Genomic DNA, 14,884 nt, shown 5'->3' with positions numbered 1-14,884 from the left:
TTGATCACAACCAAAGGGGGCGAGCATGAGTCTGAGCAGATTACTGGAACGTTTGCTGCAACTTATACCCGTCCTGTTGGGTGTCAGCGCCATCGCATTCCTGATGATGGCGCTGACACCGGGCGATCCGGTGCAAATCATCATCGGCGATCAGTCGATCACACCCGAGCAGGAGGCGGAGTTGCGGCGTGGTCTGGGCCTTGACCGATCCTTGCTGGAACGGTTCTTCATCTTTCTGCGCAATGCCCTGCAGTTCGATTTTGGCACCAGCTATTACCACCGCCGCCCGGTAAGCGACGTGATTGCCGAACGTCTGCCCGCAACCATCGAACTGAGCCTTGTCGCCCTGATCGTGGCATTGGTGACAGCAATTCCACTGGGCGTGCTGGCTGCGATCCGCAAGAATTCCATCCTTGATCGGTTGGCAACCGTCGGCTCGTTACTTGGGGTGTCGCTGCCGGGATTCTGGTTCGGCCTTCTGTTGATCATGCTGTTCGCGGTGCAACTTCAGATCCTGCCAGTCTCTGGCCGGATTGGCTATTCCAGTGAGGTTCCGACGATCACGGGTTTTTTGCTGATCGATACGTTGCTCCACCGTGATCTGGCCGCCTTTGGCGATGCGTTGCGCCATATCTTGTTGCCCGCGATTACCTTGGGGCTTCCGATGACGGCGATCCTGATGCGCGTCACCCGCGCGTCGATGCTGGAGGTCTTGCGTCAGGACTACGTCACCTTTGCCGATGCCAAGGGCCTGTCGCGCCGCCGGGTCCTGTTCCGCCATGCGCTGAAGAACGCCTTGATCCCGACTGTTTCGGTTGCCGCCATCGAAACTGGCAGCCTGCTGGGGGGCAATATGATTGTGGAAGCCGTCTTTGGCTGGCCGGGTCTTGGCCGCTTGGTGGTGGAAAGCATTTTCCTGCGCAACTACCCGCTCGTGCAGGCCGCGGTGCTGCTTTACGCGGTCACCTATGTGCTCCTGAATTTTGTCGCCGATATCCTCTACACCGTCCTGAACCCGAGGGTGAAGCTGTGACCGATGTAACCCTTGCTCATACCCCGCCAGCAGACTCGCTGTTCCGCCGCAATCTGCGCGACTTTCGCCGCAACCGTCTGGCGATGGCGTCTGTCATCGTGGTGCTGATCTTTGTCATCATGACCGTTGCGGCGCCCCTGATCGCACCGCATGACCCCAATCAGACTGACCTGTTTCGCAGGCTGCAGCCGCCCGCCTGGATGGAGGGGGGCGACTGGGCCTTTGTTCTTGGCTGTGACGGGCTTGGCCGCGATATCCTGTCGCGCATCATCTACGGCGCGCGCATCTCGATCTTTATCGGGGTGGTGGTGATCGTTCTGGCCACGGGGGTCGGCATTCTGGCCGGCCTAGCGGCCGGGTATTTTCGCGGCTGGGTCGATGTGGTGATCGGGCGCGTGGTCGATATTTTGCTGGGCTTTCCCTATCTGATTTTTGCCATCGGTCTGATGGCGATGATGGGGCCGGGGCTGTTCAATATCGTGCTGGCGCTTGCGTATAAGGAGTGGGTCATTCCATGTCGCGTGGTGCGGGGTGAAACGCTGGCGGTGCGCGAACTGGAATATGTCGAGGCCGCCCGTGCGTTGGGTGCGGGGTCGGGCCACATTATGTGGCGCGAGATCCTGCCCAACATCATGTCGCCTGTGATTGTGGTCGCCACGATCCGCATGGCCAATGTCATCATCCTTGAGGCATCGCTGTCTTTCCTCGGGCTCGGCGTGCAGCCCCCCACCGCAAGCTGGGGCAGCATGGTGTCGGACGGGCGCGCCTTTATCCTTGAGGCGTGGTGGGTGTCCACCTTTCCGGGGCTGGCGATCGTGCTTCTTGTTCTGGCCATCAACGTGGCCAGCCAGGGATTGCGTGACGCCTTTGATCCGAGGTTCAGCGAATGACCGTTCTGCTTGAAGTGACCAACCTGCGGACAGAATTTACGGCCCGCGCCGGGCTGGTGCGCGCGGTTGATGGCGTGAGCCTGCAAATCTCACGCGGGGAATGCCTGGGCGTGGTGGGCGAAAGCGGCTCGGGCAAGTCTGTGACGTTTTCGTCGATCATGGGGCTGGTGCGCCCGCCCGGACATGTCACGCAGGGCACCATCTTTTTCGACGGGCGCGATCTGCGTGGAATGTCTGCGGAAGAGATGCGGGGCGTGCGTGGTCGCGATATCGCAATGACGATGCAGGACGCGCTGACGGCGCTGAACCCTGCGCTGACAGTGGGCGAACAACTCGCCGAGGTGTTGATCGCGCATGACGAGACCCTGCCCAAAGGCCGCGCTGCCCGTCGTGCCGCGATCAGGGATCGCTGCGTCGAGATGCTGGGACTGGTTGGCATCCCGTCGCCGGACTCGCGTCTGCGCCAGTATCCTCATGAATTTTCGGGGGGAATGCGACAGCGGATCATGATCGCCATCGCCCTTGCATGTCGTCCCAAGCTGTTGATCGCCGACGAGCCCACCACGGCGCTGGATGTAACCATTCAGGCGCAGGTGCTTGAACTGATCTCAGACATCCGGGGCCAGATGGGAATGGCAGTGGCACTGATCACACATGACCTTGGTGTGGTGGCCGAGCATTGCGACCGCGTGATGGTGATGTATGCCGGTCAGGTCGTCGAAGAGGGGCCGACCGACGATGTGATCAGCCATCCGCGTCACCCATATACCCGTGGACTTCTGGCATCCATCCCGCGTCCGGCACTGCGGGGGCAACCGCTGACCCCGATCAAGGGGCAAGTGCCAAACCTGATGGGTCTTGCGCCACAATGCCGGTTCCACTCGCGCTGCCCGCTGGCGCAGCCTGACTGTCTGGTTGAGGTGCCGATGCTGTCTGCCGGACCCGGTCGCCGCGCCCGGTGTCTGCGGTTGGAGGAAACGTCATGAGCCTGCTTGAGGTTACCAATCTGTCGAAGCACTACGAGGGCCGCCTGTCGCTGGCGCAGCGTCTGACCGGCGGACGCAAGACCGTGGTGCGGGCGGTAAACGGTGTGTCGCTGCATGTGAACAAGGGCGAGGTTCTGGGCCTGATCGGCGAAAGTGGCTGCGGCAAATCCACCTTGGGCCGCGCAATCCTGCGGCTGCATGAACCGACCGAAGGCAAGGTTGTGTTTGATGGCGAAGATGTGACGGCGCTTTCGCCACCGGCGCTCAAGGCGATACGGCGGCGGATGCAGATCATCTTTCAAGATCCCTACGCCAGCCTGAACCCCCGCCGGACTGTGGCCGAAATCGTCGGCTTGCCCCTGGCACTGCATGACATCGCCAGCGGAGACGAAGCGCGTGCCATCACCACACAGGTCTTGCAACGTGTGGGCTTGCAGCCAGATCAGATCGACCGCTACCCGCACCAGTTTTCTGGCGGGCAGCGACAGCGCATCGGCATCGCGCGGGCGCTTGTGTCCAACCCCGAATTCATCGTCTGCGATGAACCAGTGTCTGCGCTGGATGTGTCTATTCAGGCGCAGATCATTGCGCTGTTGCTGGAGTTGAAACAGGAACTGGGGCTGACCTATCTGTTCATCAGTCACGACATTTCGGTGATCGGCTACCTGAGCGACCGGGTCGCTGTGATGTATCTGGGCGAGATTGTTGAGACCGGGCCGGTGGCATCGGTTCTGGACAATCCGCGCCATCCCTATACCCAGAGTCTGCTGTCTGCGGTGCCCGAAATCGGTGCCAAGCGCGCGAAGGGCAGGGTGCGGCTTCAGGGCGATCTACCCTCGCCATTGAACCCGCCCAACGGCTGCAAATTCCACACGCGCTGTCCTTTGGCCATTCCGATCTGCCAGACGGTTGTTCCGGTTTCGCAAACCGTGGGTGCGGAACATTTCGCGGCCTGTCACCGGCTTGAAGAAGGACACACGCTGTTGGAAGAAACACGATGATCGAGGTTTCGGTCAATGGCACCGCCTATGAACGGGGCAGGGCGCAGGCGGGGGCGGCCTCGGTTGATGCGGTGCGCAATGCCACTGTCGCGCGGGTAGAACGCGCCCGTGCCGAAGGTGTGATTGACGCCGCGGCCGAGACCTATCTGGCGGCGCAACGCGCGTTTCATGAACATCACGACCCCGAAAGTCTGTCCGAGCTGGTCGGCGTGGCAGCAGCCTTTGGCCTCGCAGAGCCGGACCTTTTCGCCCATCTGCATCTTGGCACCCTGCGTGATATCAAAGGGGGGGGCACGCTTCTTGACGGGTGCAGTGCGTGGGTGGTTCCCTCTGGGCCAGAGGGGGCGCTGGTGGTGAAAAACCGCGACACCTCAGGGGTTCACGCGGGGATTCAATGCGTTTTGCGGCATTCCGGCCCCGATATCGTGACGGGTCAGGTGCTTAGCCTGAGCAGCCTTGGCAGTTTGGCGGCGTGGTCGTCGGGCATCAACGCCGCAGGCCTTGCGGTGGCTGACACGCAGGTTGCGGTGAACCGGCATCGCGTCGGTTGGTTGCGCTATTTCCTTTTGCCGCGCCTGCTTGCGCGCGCACGCACTGTGGCTGAGGCTGTAGTGCTGATCCGCAGTTTGCCACACGCCGGCGGCGGCACGCTGGTTCTCGCAGATCAAGGGGGAGCAACCGCAGCGGTGGAGCTGTCAGCCAGCGGCCCGGTCATCACGCAAGGCGGCGTGCAGTGGCGGACCAATCATTACACGGCAACGCAGACGCGGGCGGAAACACTTGGCCCGGACGGGGACAAAATTGCCAGTAATTCGCATCAGCGTTTCGATTTTCTTGGCCGTGTCTTGCCGGACCGGACATGGACTGTCCAGGAAGCAAAAGACTTGATGGCCACCCATCCCGGCCCTGGCTCTGCGCCGCTATGCCAGCACGCAGATGATGTCGATGGGTCTGAAACCATTTCCTCGGTCGTTTATTCCTGTAGTATCGGCGGCATGGAGATCAGCGACGGGGCACCCTGTCTGAGCCGGTGGCAAAGGATTGAACCTTCCCGGTGATTACCTACGAAACGCAGGGGCGGCATGGCAAACTACGGGAACGAACTGGTCGGCACGTCGCCAGCGGTAGAAGCTTTGCGCAGGCTGGTCGAACGGATCGGCGGCAGCCCGACGCGAACGGTATTGATTTATGGCGAAACCGGTGTCGGCAAGGGGCTGGTTGCCCGGATGATCCACCAGATGTCCAGCCGCGCGAACCGTGATTTCGTTGACATCAACTGCGCCGCCCTGCCAGCGAATTTGATGGAGTCTGAGCTGTTCGGCCACGAGAAAGGTGCTTTTACCGGCGCAATAGACCGCAAGATGGGGTTGGTCGAGGCTGCGGACCATGGCAGCGTCTTTCTGGATGAAATACGGGAGCTGGACCTGACCTTGCAGGCCAAGCTTCTGACATTGTTGGACACTCAACAATTTCGACGTGTGGGCGCGGTCAAGCCGGTCAAGGTCGATGTGCGCTTTATTGCCGCCACCAACAAGGTGCTCTTGTCCGAAGTCACGTCGGGCCGGTTCCGTGAAGATCTTTATTATCGGCTTCAGGTGGTGGCGGTGAATCTGCCTGCGCTGCGGGAACGCGGCGAAGATGTACTGACATTGGCGCGCCATTTCATCGCGCGTTTCAACAAGACCTATGGGCGAACGATGCGCGGGCTGACCCCCGAAACCGAACAGATTTTTCTGCGATACGCTTGGCCCGGCAATGTTCGGGAGCTGGAAAACCTGCTCGAACGCATCTTCATTCTGGAAGATGAAGACATGATCTTGCCACGACATTTGCCCGACCGCATTCTGCGCTCGGTGTCGGGGCAGTCAGACCCAATCGCCGCTGCCCCGCTGATGAGGTCAGAGGATTATCATGTCGCGACCGATTCCTTTCAGCGCGCCATGATCGGTCAGGCGATGTCACAGGCCAACGGCAACCCGCAAGAGGCGGCGAAAGCGCTCGGTCTGTCGCGCCACGCCCTGCGCCACCAGATGATAAAGCTGGGCCTTCTGAAATCCTGATTCATGCGTTGCGTGATGTGCGCACGCCCGCGTGCTTTTCGCGCAAGGCATCCGGGTTTCCCCAAAGTTGCGCGGTGTTTTTGCCCCTCATTTTGGCACGCAACGTGCATATAACTCATTGAAACGCGATGTGCGAGGGATCGAATGTCTTCCATCAGAATCATCTGCCCGAATGGGCATCTGGGCTTTGCCCCTCTCAAGACCGAGAGTTTCCGGCTTGCGGTTGAAACAAAACCCGATTTCATCGCGGCGGACTCTGGCAGCGATGACATCGGCCCGGTGCCTCTGGGCAATGACAGCTGTGCAAGCCCCCGTTCGTGGCAAGAGCATGATCTTGAAGAAATGCTGTTGGCTGCGCGTCGTCTGGGTGTGCCGATGGTGATCGGTTCGGCGGGCGACACCGGCACAAATTCACGCGTGGATATGTTTGTTCAGATCATTCGTGACATTGCCGCCCGGCACAACCTTGCGCCCTTCAAGCTGGGCTGGTTCTATTCGGAGGTGGATCGCGAGTATGTCCGCACCAAAATCCGTGACGGCTCGGCCATACGTGGGCTGGATGCGCGCGAAGATCTGACCGAGGCGGAACTTGACGCCACGTCGCGTGTGGTGGCGATGGCGGGTGTCCACCCCTTTGTCAAATTGCTGGAAGACGGCTGTGATGTGATCATCGGCGGGCGGTCATCCGACAGCGCCATCTTTGCGGCCTGCGCGTTGTTCAAGGGGTTTCCCGAGGCGCAAAGCTACTACCTCGGCAAGGTTCTGGAATGTGCGTCGTTCTGTGCAGAACCTTACGGCGCCAAAGAAACCGTCATGGGCGAGATCACGCCCGAAGCGGTAGAGGTCACCGCAATGGCCTCATGGCAACGCTGCACCGTCGCCTCGGTTGCGGGCCATGCGATGTATGAACGGTCAAACCCGTTCCACGAATTCGTGGCTGGCGGCATGTTGGACATGACCGATTGCCACTATGACCAGATCAGCGAAAAGACCACCCGAGTAACCGGTATGGACTTTGTTCCGGCAGAAGATTTCAGGGTGAAACTGGAAGGATCGGGCAAGGTGGGGGAGCGTTTCGTTGGCATGGCGGGCATCCGTGATCCCTACACCATCGCCAATGTTGACGCCGTCATAGACTGGGCGCGCACGCAAACGATCGAGCGCTTTGGCCCGACCGGGTGGGAGCTGCATTACAACGTTTTTGGCCGCAACGGAGTCATGGGGGACATGGAGCCCCTGAAAGACAAGCCAGGCCATGAACTTTGCGTCGTCGTTCAAGGTGTCGCGCCCACGCGCGAAATGGCAGAAGAGGTCTGCATGACCGGAACGCGGCAAATGTTTTATGCGCGGCTGCCAGAGGTAAAGGGAACTGCGGGCGGCGTGTCTTTTGTGCTGGATGAGGTGCTGCAGGCAAGTCCCGCGTATCGTTGGACACTGAACCATACCATGTCGGTCAGCAGCCCTATGGAACTGTTCCCGACCCATAGCGAAACCGTCGGCTGAGGTACCCCATGAACAACGTCAAGAAACTTTCCGATCTGGCGAAAACGATCCGTTCCAAGAACGCCGGCACGGACAAGATCACCTTCGACATTATCTTCCGGGAACGCGAGACCTATGATCTGGTGAAACGGTCTGGCGCGCTGACCCGCGACAGCGTCTGCCACATCCTGAAGATTGATCCGGGACGACTGACGGATTTTGTCGAGTACGATCCGGCCTATGCGATCAAGTTCACCATTCTGCGTGTGCGTCCATCGGGGAGCGCCGGGGATGGTGATATCTTTGGCGCGCAACAGTATGCTCCGTTCTTGGATGTAGAGGTAGATATTTCTGCCTGACCGTCTGACCGTCTGACCAAATGCCGATGTCTTCTCTTGCCAGCAGAGGTGGCTGGGCTGCGCATCGCGCGGGCCCCAGTCTTTGTAGAAGATGTTGGTGCCGTCGGTGGTGGTGAAGGTTGCCATGATAAAGATTCTTTCCGTGTTTGCGTTGGTTGTGCGGTTCAGGATCAGAAGGGCGGCCGCTGCGGCCCCGGTCATCATCCGTGTGCGTCTGGTCATCGTTGGGTTCATTGCGGTGCCTTTCGGTATGGAGAATCTACGCCCTGCGATGCACCAAGAGGCGTGGCGGAAATGACAGCTAACGGGTCATATCGGACAATGACGCAAAAGCTGGAGCTGGTGGCCGACATTGGCCTGCTGATTTACCCCGGCTGCGCGATGGCCGCGATTCATGGGCTGACCGACCTGTTCCAGATTGCCGGGAACTGGACGGGTGAGGACAAACGCGCCATCCGGGTTTCGCACTGGAAGGCCGATGAGGCAGGCGTCACCTGCATATGGGACAGCCACCCCGGCACGGCCCACCGCTTGACCCATATCATCGCCCCGCCCAGCATCGTCATGCCCGAGCGGATGGCCCCTGCGCCCATGGCGGCGCAGGGGCTGATAGGCCAGCATACAGCGGGCGCGACCCTGTGTTCGGTTTGCGCCGGGGCTTTCGTGCTGGCGGAAACCGGGCTGATGGACGGGCGCCGTGCGACCACGCATTGGGCCTTTGCCCACCAACTGGCACAGCGTTTCCCCAAGGTGCAGCTGGCGGAGGAGCATATGGTGGTGGACGAGGGCGACATCGTGACCGCGGGTGGCATCCTCGCCTGGGCGGATCTTGGCCTGACGCTGGTGGGGCGCCTGCTTGGCCCGGCCACCCTGCTGGCAACCGCGCGGTTCCTGCTGATCGAGCCACCGCGCCACAGCCAGCTGCCCTTTGCCCAGTTCATCCCGCGCTTTGACCATGGCGACGCAGCGATCCGCGCCAGCCAACATCAGATCCATGCGCAATCCGGCACGTTGCAAGGTGTGACCATCTGGCCGATCAAGCGGGGATGACCGCACGCACCTTTCTGCGCCGGTTCAGTGCTGCGACGGGGTTCACCCCGATCGAGTATCTGCAGCAGGTCCGCATCGCCAAGGCTCGCGAGGCGTTGGAGCGGTCGCAGACCCCGGTTGACCGCATCGCCTGGGATGTCGGCTATTCCGACCCGGCGGCGTTTCGCAAACTGTTCCAGAAACTGACAGGTCTGCCCCCCGCAGCCTATCGCCAGCAGTTCGGGATTGCATCATCGTCCGCCGAGGCCTGAGCAGATGCCGCGCCTTATGCGGTCGGCACGGTTCCCCCGTCGATCACAACTTCAGTGCCGGTGATGCTGCCCGCCCGGTCCGAGGCAAGAAAGGCAATCAGGTTGGCAATTTCCTCGGGCGTTGTCGGGCGACCCAAGGGGATGCCGCCAAGGCTGTCCATGATCATCTTCTTGCCACCCTCCAGATCGGTCCCTGCTTGGGCTGCCAAACGCTCTGCCAGCCGGATTGACGCATCGGTGGCGATCCAGCCGGGCGATACACGCACCACGCGCACGCCCTTTGGTGCCACCTCTTTCGACAGGCTTTTGCTATAGACCGACAGGGCGGCCTTGGTGCTTGCATAGCCGGTGGTCGCCTCGGGCAAGGGCAATGCGCGCTGGATAGAGGTGACATGCACCACCACGCCCGACCCTTGCGCCACCATGGCGGGCAAAAGCGCGCGATCCATCCGCACGGCGGGCATCAGGTTCAGGTTCAGTTCAGCCTGCCATTCCGCCTCACCGAGAGCTGCAAAACCGCCCCCCGGCGCTGCAGAGCCACCCAGCATGTGCACCAGAATATCTACCCCGCCCAGTTGACCGCGCACCGCTTTGGCCACGGTTTCACAGCCTTGCAGCGTGGTCAGGTCGGCGGCAACGAACTCTGTCTCGGGCAGGTTGCCCGGATTGCGGCGGGCCGATGTCATCACCCGTGCCCCCAGATCACGAAAGAGGGCCACGGTCGCAGCGCCCGCCCCTTGGGTGCCGCCGGTGATCAATGTGCGCTTGCCTTGCAATGTCAGGAAATCGCCCATCACCCGATCCTCAGATCCTGAATGTGGTCGCCCGTCAGAGCGAACGCAAAGGTCAGCACCGCCGGGCTGCCCGGAAAATCACCGCTGACCCGCGCGCGGACCAACAGTTTGCCCCCCGCTTCGGTCATGTCCAACGGCTCGGCCCGGTGGCGATATTTTGCAAAGGCGGCCTTCCACCAGTCTTCTATCTGCGCAGGGCCGAGATGGGTGGCGCCTTCGTCATGGACGATGGCATCTGGTGCAAAGGCCGCCGCAAACGCCGCGCCATCTTGCGGCGCCTGCGCGGTGAAATAGGTCTGGATCGGTTTTGGCAGAGTCATGTCGGTTCCTCATTGTTTGTCGTCTGAACATAGACCTCGACCCGCAGTGGGATAACCGGGATAATTTGGCATCTGAAGATGACAGAATCGGGACAATGACGGGGACCAGTCTAAAGGGAATTGAGGCGGTGCTGGCCATCGCGCGGCGCGGGACTTTCCGCGCGGCGGCGCTGGATCTGGGCATGTCGACCACGGCCCTGTCGCATGTGATTGCGCGGCTGGAGGCGGGGCTTGGCGTGCGGCTGTTCAACCGGACCACCCGCAGCGTCGCCCTGACCGATGCGGGGCGGGAATTTGTGGCCCGCGTCTCCCCTGCCTTGGCCGAAATTCGCGCTGCGATGGAGACGGTCCGCTCTCAGCGCGCGACTCCCTCGGGCATGTTGCGGATCAACGCCTCGGTTCAGGCGGGCCGAGCCGTGGCGCCCGTGGTGCTGGCCTTTCTGCGCCGCTATCCCGATATGCAGGTCGATCTGGTGACCGAAGGGCGACTGGTCGACATCGTGGCCGAAGGATTCGATCTGGGCATCCGCCCCGCCGATCTGGTGCCGCGCGACATGATCGCATTGCCGCTGGGCCAGCCGCAGCGGCATGCGGTCGTGGCCGCGCCCAAGTGGCTGGCGGTGCATCCGGCGCCGCTGTCGCCCGCCGATCTGGACCCTGCTCATTGCCTCCGCGTGCGCCTGCCCAACGGTGCGCTGTTACGCTGGCCGCTGGAGAAGGACGGCGAACCGGCCCCGTTCGAGGCGGTGGGCCGCCTGACCGTGGACGAGGCCGCCATTGCCCGCGCTGCCGTGCTGGACGGCGCAGGCATCGGCCTGTTCCACGAAGCGGACGTGGCCGATGACATCGCCGCCGGTCGCATGATCCGCCTGCTCGAGGATTGGACCCCTGCACGCCCCGGATTCAGCTTGTATTACCCCGGCCGCCGCAACCCTTCGGCCGGGTTTGTGGCCTTTCTGGCCATGGTCCGCAAGGAAACGCGCTCCGGGTTGGCGGGCTGATCAATCAGCGCAGGGCGCCCCTAACTGGCGAAGTAAGCAGCTTGCTTCATTCGTTCCGCCAGAGCCTCGAGAACAAGCGCAACCTTTGCCGAAGTGCGGGGGCCGGGGGGACGCAAGGTGTAGATGCCATAGTCTGGCGAGAGGTAATCGGCCAGCAACTCCACCAGCGACCCGGCTTTCAGCTGATCTTGTACCAAAAAGGCCGGCAAATAGCTTATGCCAAGCCCGGCCACCGCCCATTGCACGATTGTCTCGCCACTATCCGTCCGCAACTGTCCCCGTGGCCGCACCGAAACCCAACGGCGCCCCTGTCGGAACTGCCAGTCGCCGCCCCCGGAATAGGTAACGCGGGTGGCGGTCGGGGGGGTCTCGCCGCTGTTCCTGACCTCGGCACGGGCGGTGATCGCGGCGTTGCTGGGGATTGCTGTGTTAGTTCTGCTGCGCCAACCTTGGCCCGGACGTCGCGATCTTGCGCCGCTTGCCATAACGGCGGCGGGCGTGGTCATCGGCTTTCCGCTGCTGACGGCGCTGGCGCTGTTGCACATACCCTCGGCCCGCTCGATTGTCTTCATCGGTCTTTTGCCGCTGGCCACGGCGATCTTTGGGGTTCTGCGCGGGGGCGAGCGACCTCGCCCGGCCTTCTGGCTGTTTTCCTGCGCGGGCAGCCTCGCGGTGGCGCTGTTCGCCGGGACGCAAAGCGGTGGCGGCACGCTGACGGGCGATCTGTTGATGCTGGCCGCCATCGTGATCTGTGGCCTGGGCTATGCCGAAGGGGCAACCCTGTCGCGCCACCTTGGCGGCTGGCAGGTGATCTCGTGGGCGCTGGTGCTGTCGCTGCCGGTGATGCTGCCGGTGATGGCCGCAAGCTGGCAGCCGGATTTCTCAGCCGTGACCCCGCCTGAATGGCTGAGCCTCGGATACGTCTCGCTGTTCAGCATGCTGATCGGGTTCATCTTCTGGTATCGCGGCCTCGCGCTTGGCGGGATTGCGGGCGTGGGCCAGTTGCAGCTGCTGCAACCGTTTTTTGGGTTGGCGCTCGCCGGCCTGCTACTGGGCGAAGAGGTGGCTGGAACGATGCTTGCCGTGACCATGCTGACCGTGCTGTGCGTGGCAGGCGCAAAGCGGTTCGCGTGAAGGGGAGATGGCGCGGCGACGCTATCCAGCCATCAGCCGGTCGAAGACGGGGTCAGGGTCGTCAACCTCTATCAGCCGCTTGCCCTCGATCACCCAGATCCGCGTTGCCACGGCACGGACAAAGGCGCGGTCGTGGCTGACCAGCAGGCAGGCCGCACCATGTTCGACCAACTCGCTTTCCAGCATGTCCTGCCCCTCGATGTCGAGGTGATTGGTCGGTTCGTCCAGCAGGTAGAAATTCGGGCGCGCAAGTCGCAACATCAGCATGGCCAGCCGGGCCCGCTGCCCGCCCGAGAGGCAGGCGATTGCCGCGCTCTGGGCGACAAGCGTGATCCCGGCCCCGGCAAGCAAGCTGCGGGTCATCTGGTCGGTCTGGTCGCCCGATTGTGTCGCGGCCTCCCACGGCGTTGGAAAGGCCTCAAGCTGCGACAAAGTCTGATCGGATTAGCCGGGTTTCAGGCTGGCGGCTCGACGGATGTCGGGATCGGACCCAGCCAGTGCCCTTCGCAATCGACCGACCAGTTGTGTCTTGCCAGTGCCATTTTTCCCTAACAGCGCGACCCGTTCGCCGTTTTCGATCCACAGCTTGCCGGTGCGGAACAGGATCCGCCCGTCCGGGGTCGTGTTCGCGGTTTCACCGATGGTCACCAGCGCCTTGGCGTGGCTTCCGCTGTTGTTCAATCGGATTGCTCCGACCGACTGTTCGTGATGGGCATGCGCCTCGGCCATCCGGCGATCGAAGGTTTCGGTCTCGACCGCTGGCTTGCGTTCCCCCATATCCTTGTGTCGGGCAAGGGTGAGACGCGCAGCCCGTTTGACAGCGAACTGGCCCGGATCGGCCGCAGCCGGAGGATCGGGCTGGTGGTGCCGAGCTTTATCATGGTGCCGGGCCTGTTGCAGGAGACAAACATGATCGCTATGCTGCCGTCGCGCCTTGTCGCGGTGCGGCCGGACCAGATCAGCCTGCCGCTGCCGATTCCCGTGGCGGGTTTCCCGCTGCATCTGGGCTGGCATCGCCGCAGGACCAAGGACAAGGGACTTCGGCATGTAGCGGGATTGCTGGCGCAGCTTCTGAACTAGGTTTGCTCACGTAGCTGATCTCTGCGCCATCGCCCTAAGCCAGCTGGCGAAGCTGGCCTCTGTCACCTGGCTGGAGGCAAGATCCTCCATCATCCGCACACCCTCTTTCGGATCAGGGCGCAGGTTGCACCCATTTAGCCGGAGGAAGGTAAAGGCTGCGACGAAGGCTGTGCGCTTGTTCCCGTCGACGAAGGCATGCGCCTTGCTGATCCCGAATGCGTAGGCAGCCGCGATGTCGAACGCATCTGGTTGGCCATAGGCAGCCAGGTTCATCGCCCGAGCACAGCCCATCTCCAGCAACGCCGGATCGCGGGTTCCCGATGCACCGCCATGCCGCGCGATCTGACGGTCGTGGATCACCGTCAGCGCCTGCAGGGGCATCCAAACCCAAGCGGTCATGCCAGTGCCTGCAGCAGGTCCCGGTTTTCGTTCATAACGACATCGGCAGCCTCAAGCGCAACTTTAAGACCAGGATCTTCAGCCATAAGTTTGAGCGCTCCGTCATCGGTGCGCACGACATACAGCGTATCACCCTCTTTGGCATCGAGGAGCGTCAGCATCTCGGTCGTCAGCGTCATTACTGCCGAGTTGCCAACCTTGCGGATCTTCGTTTCAATCATGGCGCACCTCCCGTATGTGCTTTAGTATATACCTGCTGCCAGGCAGAGGACAAGACAAACAAAACTAAGATCAACATCCCAATTCCGGTTGGTGCCGCCAGTGCTTCGGGCAGGCACCGACGCGAAGTGAGCCCATGAACGAAGCCGCTCCGTGGCATTGGTGCATTTGGCTGATGGCGCGAGACGCCCGCAACTGCGCACATTTTGCGATCTGCCTGACTTGCCTGACGATTGGGGCCTTCTCAATCATCAGACAGAAGGCTTCCATGACAGAGGAGAGAGTAAGCCTGCTTCGTCAGCGGATGATCAAAGATCATGCGCATCCGCGGGATGGAGGACAAGGCACAGAGGTCGCACATCCCGGCGATCAAGGGTTTCGCCGCTTTCCTCGGACGATCACCCGACACGGCAACGCCGGAGGATCTGCGCGCCTATCAGCTCCACATGACCGACACCGGGGTGAGCGGTCAGTATAACGATCTTGATTGCCACATTGTCGTTTGATTTTGCGAATTTGTTGGTGCGATGAAATCTCGAGCTTGCCGAGACCCGCAGATAAGTTGTTTGATGGGTCAATGCCTTGAGTTGGCCGCAATTCGGCCCTGCAGTCGGGTTTCATCTTTGGTCTCTTCACCCCAAGGAACCGGATAAAAGAAAGAAATTATTGCCCATGCTTGATCGTGCGGATCGTTTGACGACTAGGGTCAGGACTCGTTCTCGCTTCATAGCCAGAACATGACGGTTGCGGCGAGGGCGATGGCTGAGAGGAAGACCTTCGGGCATCTGTCGTAACGGGTTGCGACCCGTCGCCAGTCCTTCAGCC

At 61.7% G+C, this 14,884-nt stretch carries 20 protein-coding genes and 2 pseudogenes; 14 read left to right on the top strand and 8 right to left on the bottom strand.

Annotation, left to right across the window (positions count from 1 at the left end; translation table 11 throughout):
- Positions 1-25: 25 nt before the first annotated feature.
- The 10 genes from D1012_RS14215 (at position 26) to D1012_RS22845 (ending at position 9,112) form a co-directional block, all read left to right on the top strand.
- Positions 26-1,033: an ABC transporter permease gene (locus D1012_RS14215; protein WP_118153457.1), complete on the top strand. Its 1,008-nt coding sequence runs from the start codon at positions 26-28 to the stop codon at positions 1,031-1,033.
- Positions 1,030-1,923 (top strand): ABC transporter permease, encoded by an 894-nt coding sequence (locus D1012_RS14210; protein ID WP_233517132.1) that lies wholly within the window; start codon positions 1,030-1,032, stop codon positions 1,921-1,923. Before D1012_RS14215 ends, D1012_RS14210 begins: the two co-directional genes overlap by 4 nt.
- Positions 1,920-2,909 carry an ABC transporter ATP-binding protein gene (locus tag D1012_RS14205; RefSeq protein ID WP_118153453.1) on the top strand — a complete coding sequence of 330 codons (990 nt, stop codon included), beginning with the start codon at positions 1,920-1,922 and terminating at the stop codon, positions 2,907-2,909. The genes D1012_RS14210 and D1012_RS14205 overlap by 4 nt, the downstream gene beginning before the upstream one ends.
- On the top strand, positions 2,906-3,910 hold the full coding sequence (locus D1012_RS14200) for an ABC transporter ATP-binding protein (RefSeq protein ID WP_118153450.1): 1,005 nt from the start codon (positions 2,906-2,908) through the stop codon (positions 3,908-3,910). Before D1012_RS14205 ends, D1012_RS14200 begins: the two co-directional genes overlap by 4 nt.
- Entirely contained in the window at positions 3,907-4,968 is a 1,062-nt protein-coding gene (locus D1012_RS14195) for a C45 family autoproteolytic acyltransferase/hydrolase (protein ID WP_118153447.1), read from the top strand. The genes D1012_RS14200 and D1012_RS14195 overlap by 4 nt, the downstream gene beginning before the upstream one ends.
- A 24-nt stretch (positions 4,969-4,992) precedes the next feature.
- Positions 4,993-5,970 carry a sigma-54 interaction domain-containing protein gene (locus D1012_RS14190; protein WP_118153444.1) on the top strand — a complete coding sequence of 326 codons (978 nt, stop codon included), beginning with the start codon at positions 4,993-4,995 and terminating at the stop codon, positions 5,968-5,970.
- Between the two features lie 144 nt (positions 5,971-6,114).
- Positions 6,115-7,473 carry an acyclic terpene utilization AtuA family protein gene (locus D1012_RS14185; protein WP_118153441.1) on the top strand — a complete coding sequence of 453 codons (1,359 nt, stop codon included), beginning with the start codon at positions 6,115-6,117 and terminating at the stop codon, positions 7,471-7,473.
- 8 nt (positions 7,474-7,481) lie between these two features.
- Positions 7,482-7,811 (top strand): DUF4387 domain-containing protein, encoded by a 330-nt coding sequence (locus tag D1012_RS14180; RefSeq protein ID WP_118153438.1) that lies wholly within the window; start codon positions 7,482-7,484, stop codon positions 7,809-7,811.
- 321 nt (positions 7,812-8,132) lie between these two features.
- Complete coding sequence (locus tag D1012_RS14170) at positions 8,133-8,861, top strand: GlxA family transcriptional regulator (RefSeq protein ID WP_199489511.1); 729 nt, start codon at positions 8,133-8,135, stop codon at positions 8,859-8,861.
- Entirely contained in the window at positions 8,858-9,112 is a 255-nt protein-coding gene (locus D1012_RS22845; RefSeq protein ID WP_199489510.1) for a helix-turn-helix domain-containing protein, read from the top strand. The genes D1012_RS14170 and D1012_RS22845 overlap by 4 nt, the downstream gene beginning before the upstream one ends.
- 14 nt (positions 9,113-9,126) lie before the next feature.
- Here D1012_RS22845 and D1012_RS14165 read toward each other — a convergent pair whose 3' ends face one another.
- Together D1012_RS14165 and D1012_RS14160 are read right to left on the bottom strand one after the other, a co-directional pair.
- Positions 9,127-9,906: an SDR family oxidoreductase gene (locus D1012_RS14165; RefSeq protein WP_118153432.1), complete on the bottom strand. Its 780-nt coding sequence runs from the start codon at positions 9,904-9,906 to the stop codon at positions 9,127-9,129.
- Complete coding sequence (locus D1012_RS14160; RefSeq protein WP_118153429.1) at positions 9,906-10,226, bottom strand: nuclear transport factor 2 family protein; 321 nt, start codon at positions 10,224-10,226, stop codon at positions 9,906-9,908. Before D1012_RS14160 ends, D1012_RS14165 begins: the two co-directional genes overlap by 1 nt.
- A 95-nt stretch (positions 10,227-10,321) precedes the next feature.
- Here D1012_RS14160 and D1012_RS14155 point away from each other — a divergent pair, with 95 nt between their 5' ends.
- Positions 10,322-11,227, top strand: a complete 906-nt coding sequence (locus tag D1012_RS14155; protein ID WP_118153426.1) for a LysR substrate-binding domain-containing protein — start codon at positions 10,322-10,324, stop codon at positions 11,225-11,227.
- Positions 11,228-11,247: 20 nt separating this feature from the next.
- Here the strand turns inward: D1012_RS14155 and D1012_RS22840 are convergent, their stop codons facing one another.
- Entirely contained in the window at positions 11,248-11,631 is a 384-nt protein-coding gene (locus D1012_RS22840; RefSeq protein WP_267897831.1) for a LysR substrate-binding domain-containing protein, read from the bottom strand.
- Between D1012_RS22840 and D1012_RS14145 the strand changes: the two genes are divergently transcribed.
- Entirely contained in the window at positions 11,579-12,361 is a 783-nt protein-coding gene (locus D1012_RS14145; protein ID WP_118153423.1) for a DMT family transporter, read from the top strand. The genes D1012_RS22840 and D1012_RS14145 overlap by 53 nt on opposite strands.
- A gap of 21 nt (positions 12,362-12,382) precedes the next feature.
- Here D1012_RS14145 and D1012_RS22995 read toward each other — a convergent pair whose 3' ends face one another.
- Both D1012_RS22995 and D1012_RS22990 read right to left on the bottom strand, forming a co-directional pair.
- Positions 12,383-12,724 carry an ATP-binding cassette domain-containing protein gene (locus D1012_RS22995; protein WP_233517131.1) on the bottom strand — a complete coding sequence of 114 codons (342 nt, stop codon included), beginning with the start codon at positions 12,722-12,724 and terminating at the stop codon, positions 12,383-12,385.
- Between the two features lie 81 nt (positions 12,725-12,805).
- A complete protein-coding gene (locus tag D1012_RS22990; protein ID WP_233517130.1) occupies positions 12,806-13,042 on the bottom strand; it encodes a hypothetical protein in 237 nt (78 codons plus the stop codon).
- Positions 13,043-13,069: 27 nt separating this feature from the next.
- On the opposite strand from D1012_RS22990, the gene D1012_RS14135 reads away from it, so the two are divergent.
- Positions 13,070-13,441: a LysR substrate-binding domain-containing protein gene (locus D1012_RS14135; RefSeq protein WP_118154016.1), complete on the top strand. Its 372-nt coding sequence runs from the start codon at positions 13,070-13,072 to the stop codon at positions 13,439-13,441.
- Between the two features lie 6 nt (positions 13,442-13,447).
- Here the strand turns inward: D1012_RS14135 and D1012_RS14130 are convergent, their stop codons facing one another.
- Together D1012_RS14130 and D1012_RS14125 are read right to left on the bottom strand one after the other, a co-directional pair.
- Positions 13,448-13,840 (bottom strand): type II toxin-antitoxin system death-on-curing family toxin, encoded by a 393-nt coding sequence (locus D1012_RS14130; protein WP_118153419.1) that lies wholly within the window; start codon positions 13,838-13,840, stop codon positions 13,448-13,450.
- Positions 13,837-14,061 (bottom strand): AbrB/MazE/SpoVT family DNA-binding domain-containing protein, encoded by a 225-nt coding sequence (locus tag D1012_RS14125; protein WP_118153416.1) that lies wholly within the window; start codon positions 14,059-14,061, stop codon positions 13,837-13,839. The genes D1012_RS14130 and D1012_RS14125 overlap by 4 nt, the downstream gene beginning before the upstream one ends.
- Before the next feature lie 266 nt (positions 14,062-14,327).
- On the opposite strand from D1012_RS14125, the pseudogene D1012_RS14120 reads away from it, so the two are divergent.
- Positions 14,328-14,526: pseudogene (locus D1012_RS14120) on the top strand (phage integrase N-terminal SAM-like domain-containing protein); the annotation flags it as partial.
- 257 nt (positions 14,527-14,783) lie between these two features.
- Here the strand turns inward: D1012_RS14120 and D1012_RS14115 are convergent.
- Positions 14,784-14,884 (bottom strand): annotated as a pseudogene (locus tag D1012_RS14115) (IS5/IS1182 family transposase); the annotation flags it as partial.

Origin of the sequence: Pseudotabrizicola alkalilacus, assembly GCF_003443995.1 — a bacterium.
In the GTDB taxonomy this organism is placed as follows: Bacteria; Pseudomonadota; Alphaproteobacteria; order Rhodobacterales; family Rhodobacteraceae; genus Pseudotabrizicola; species Pseudotabrizicola alkalilacus.
This window is presented reverse-complemented; position numbering and strand designations above follow the sequence as displayed.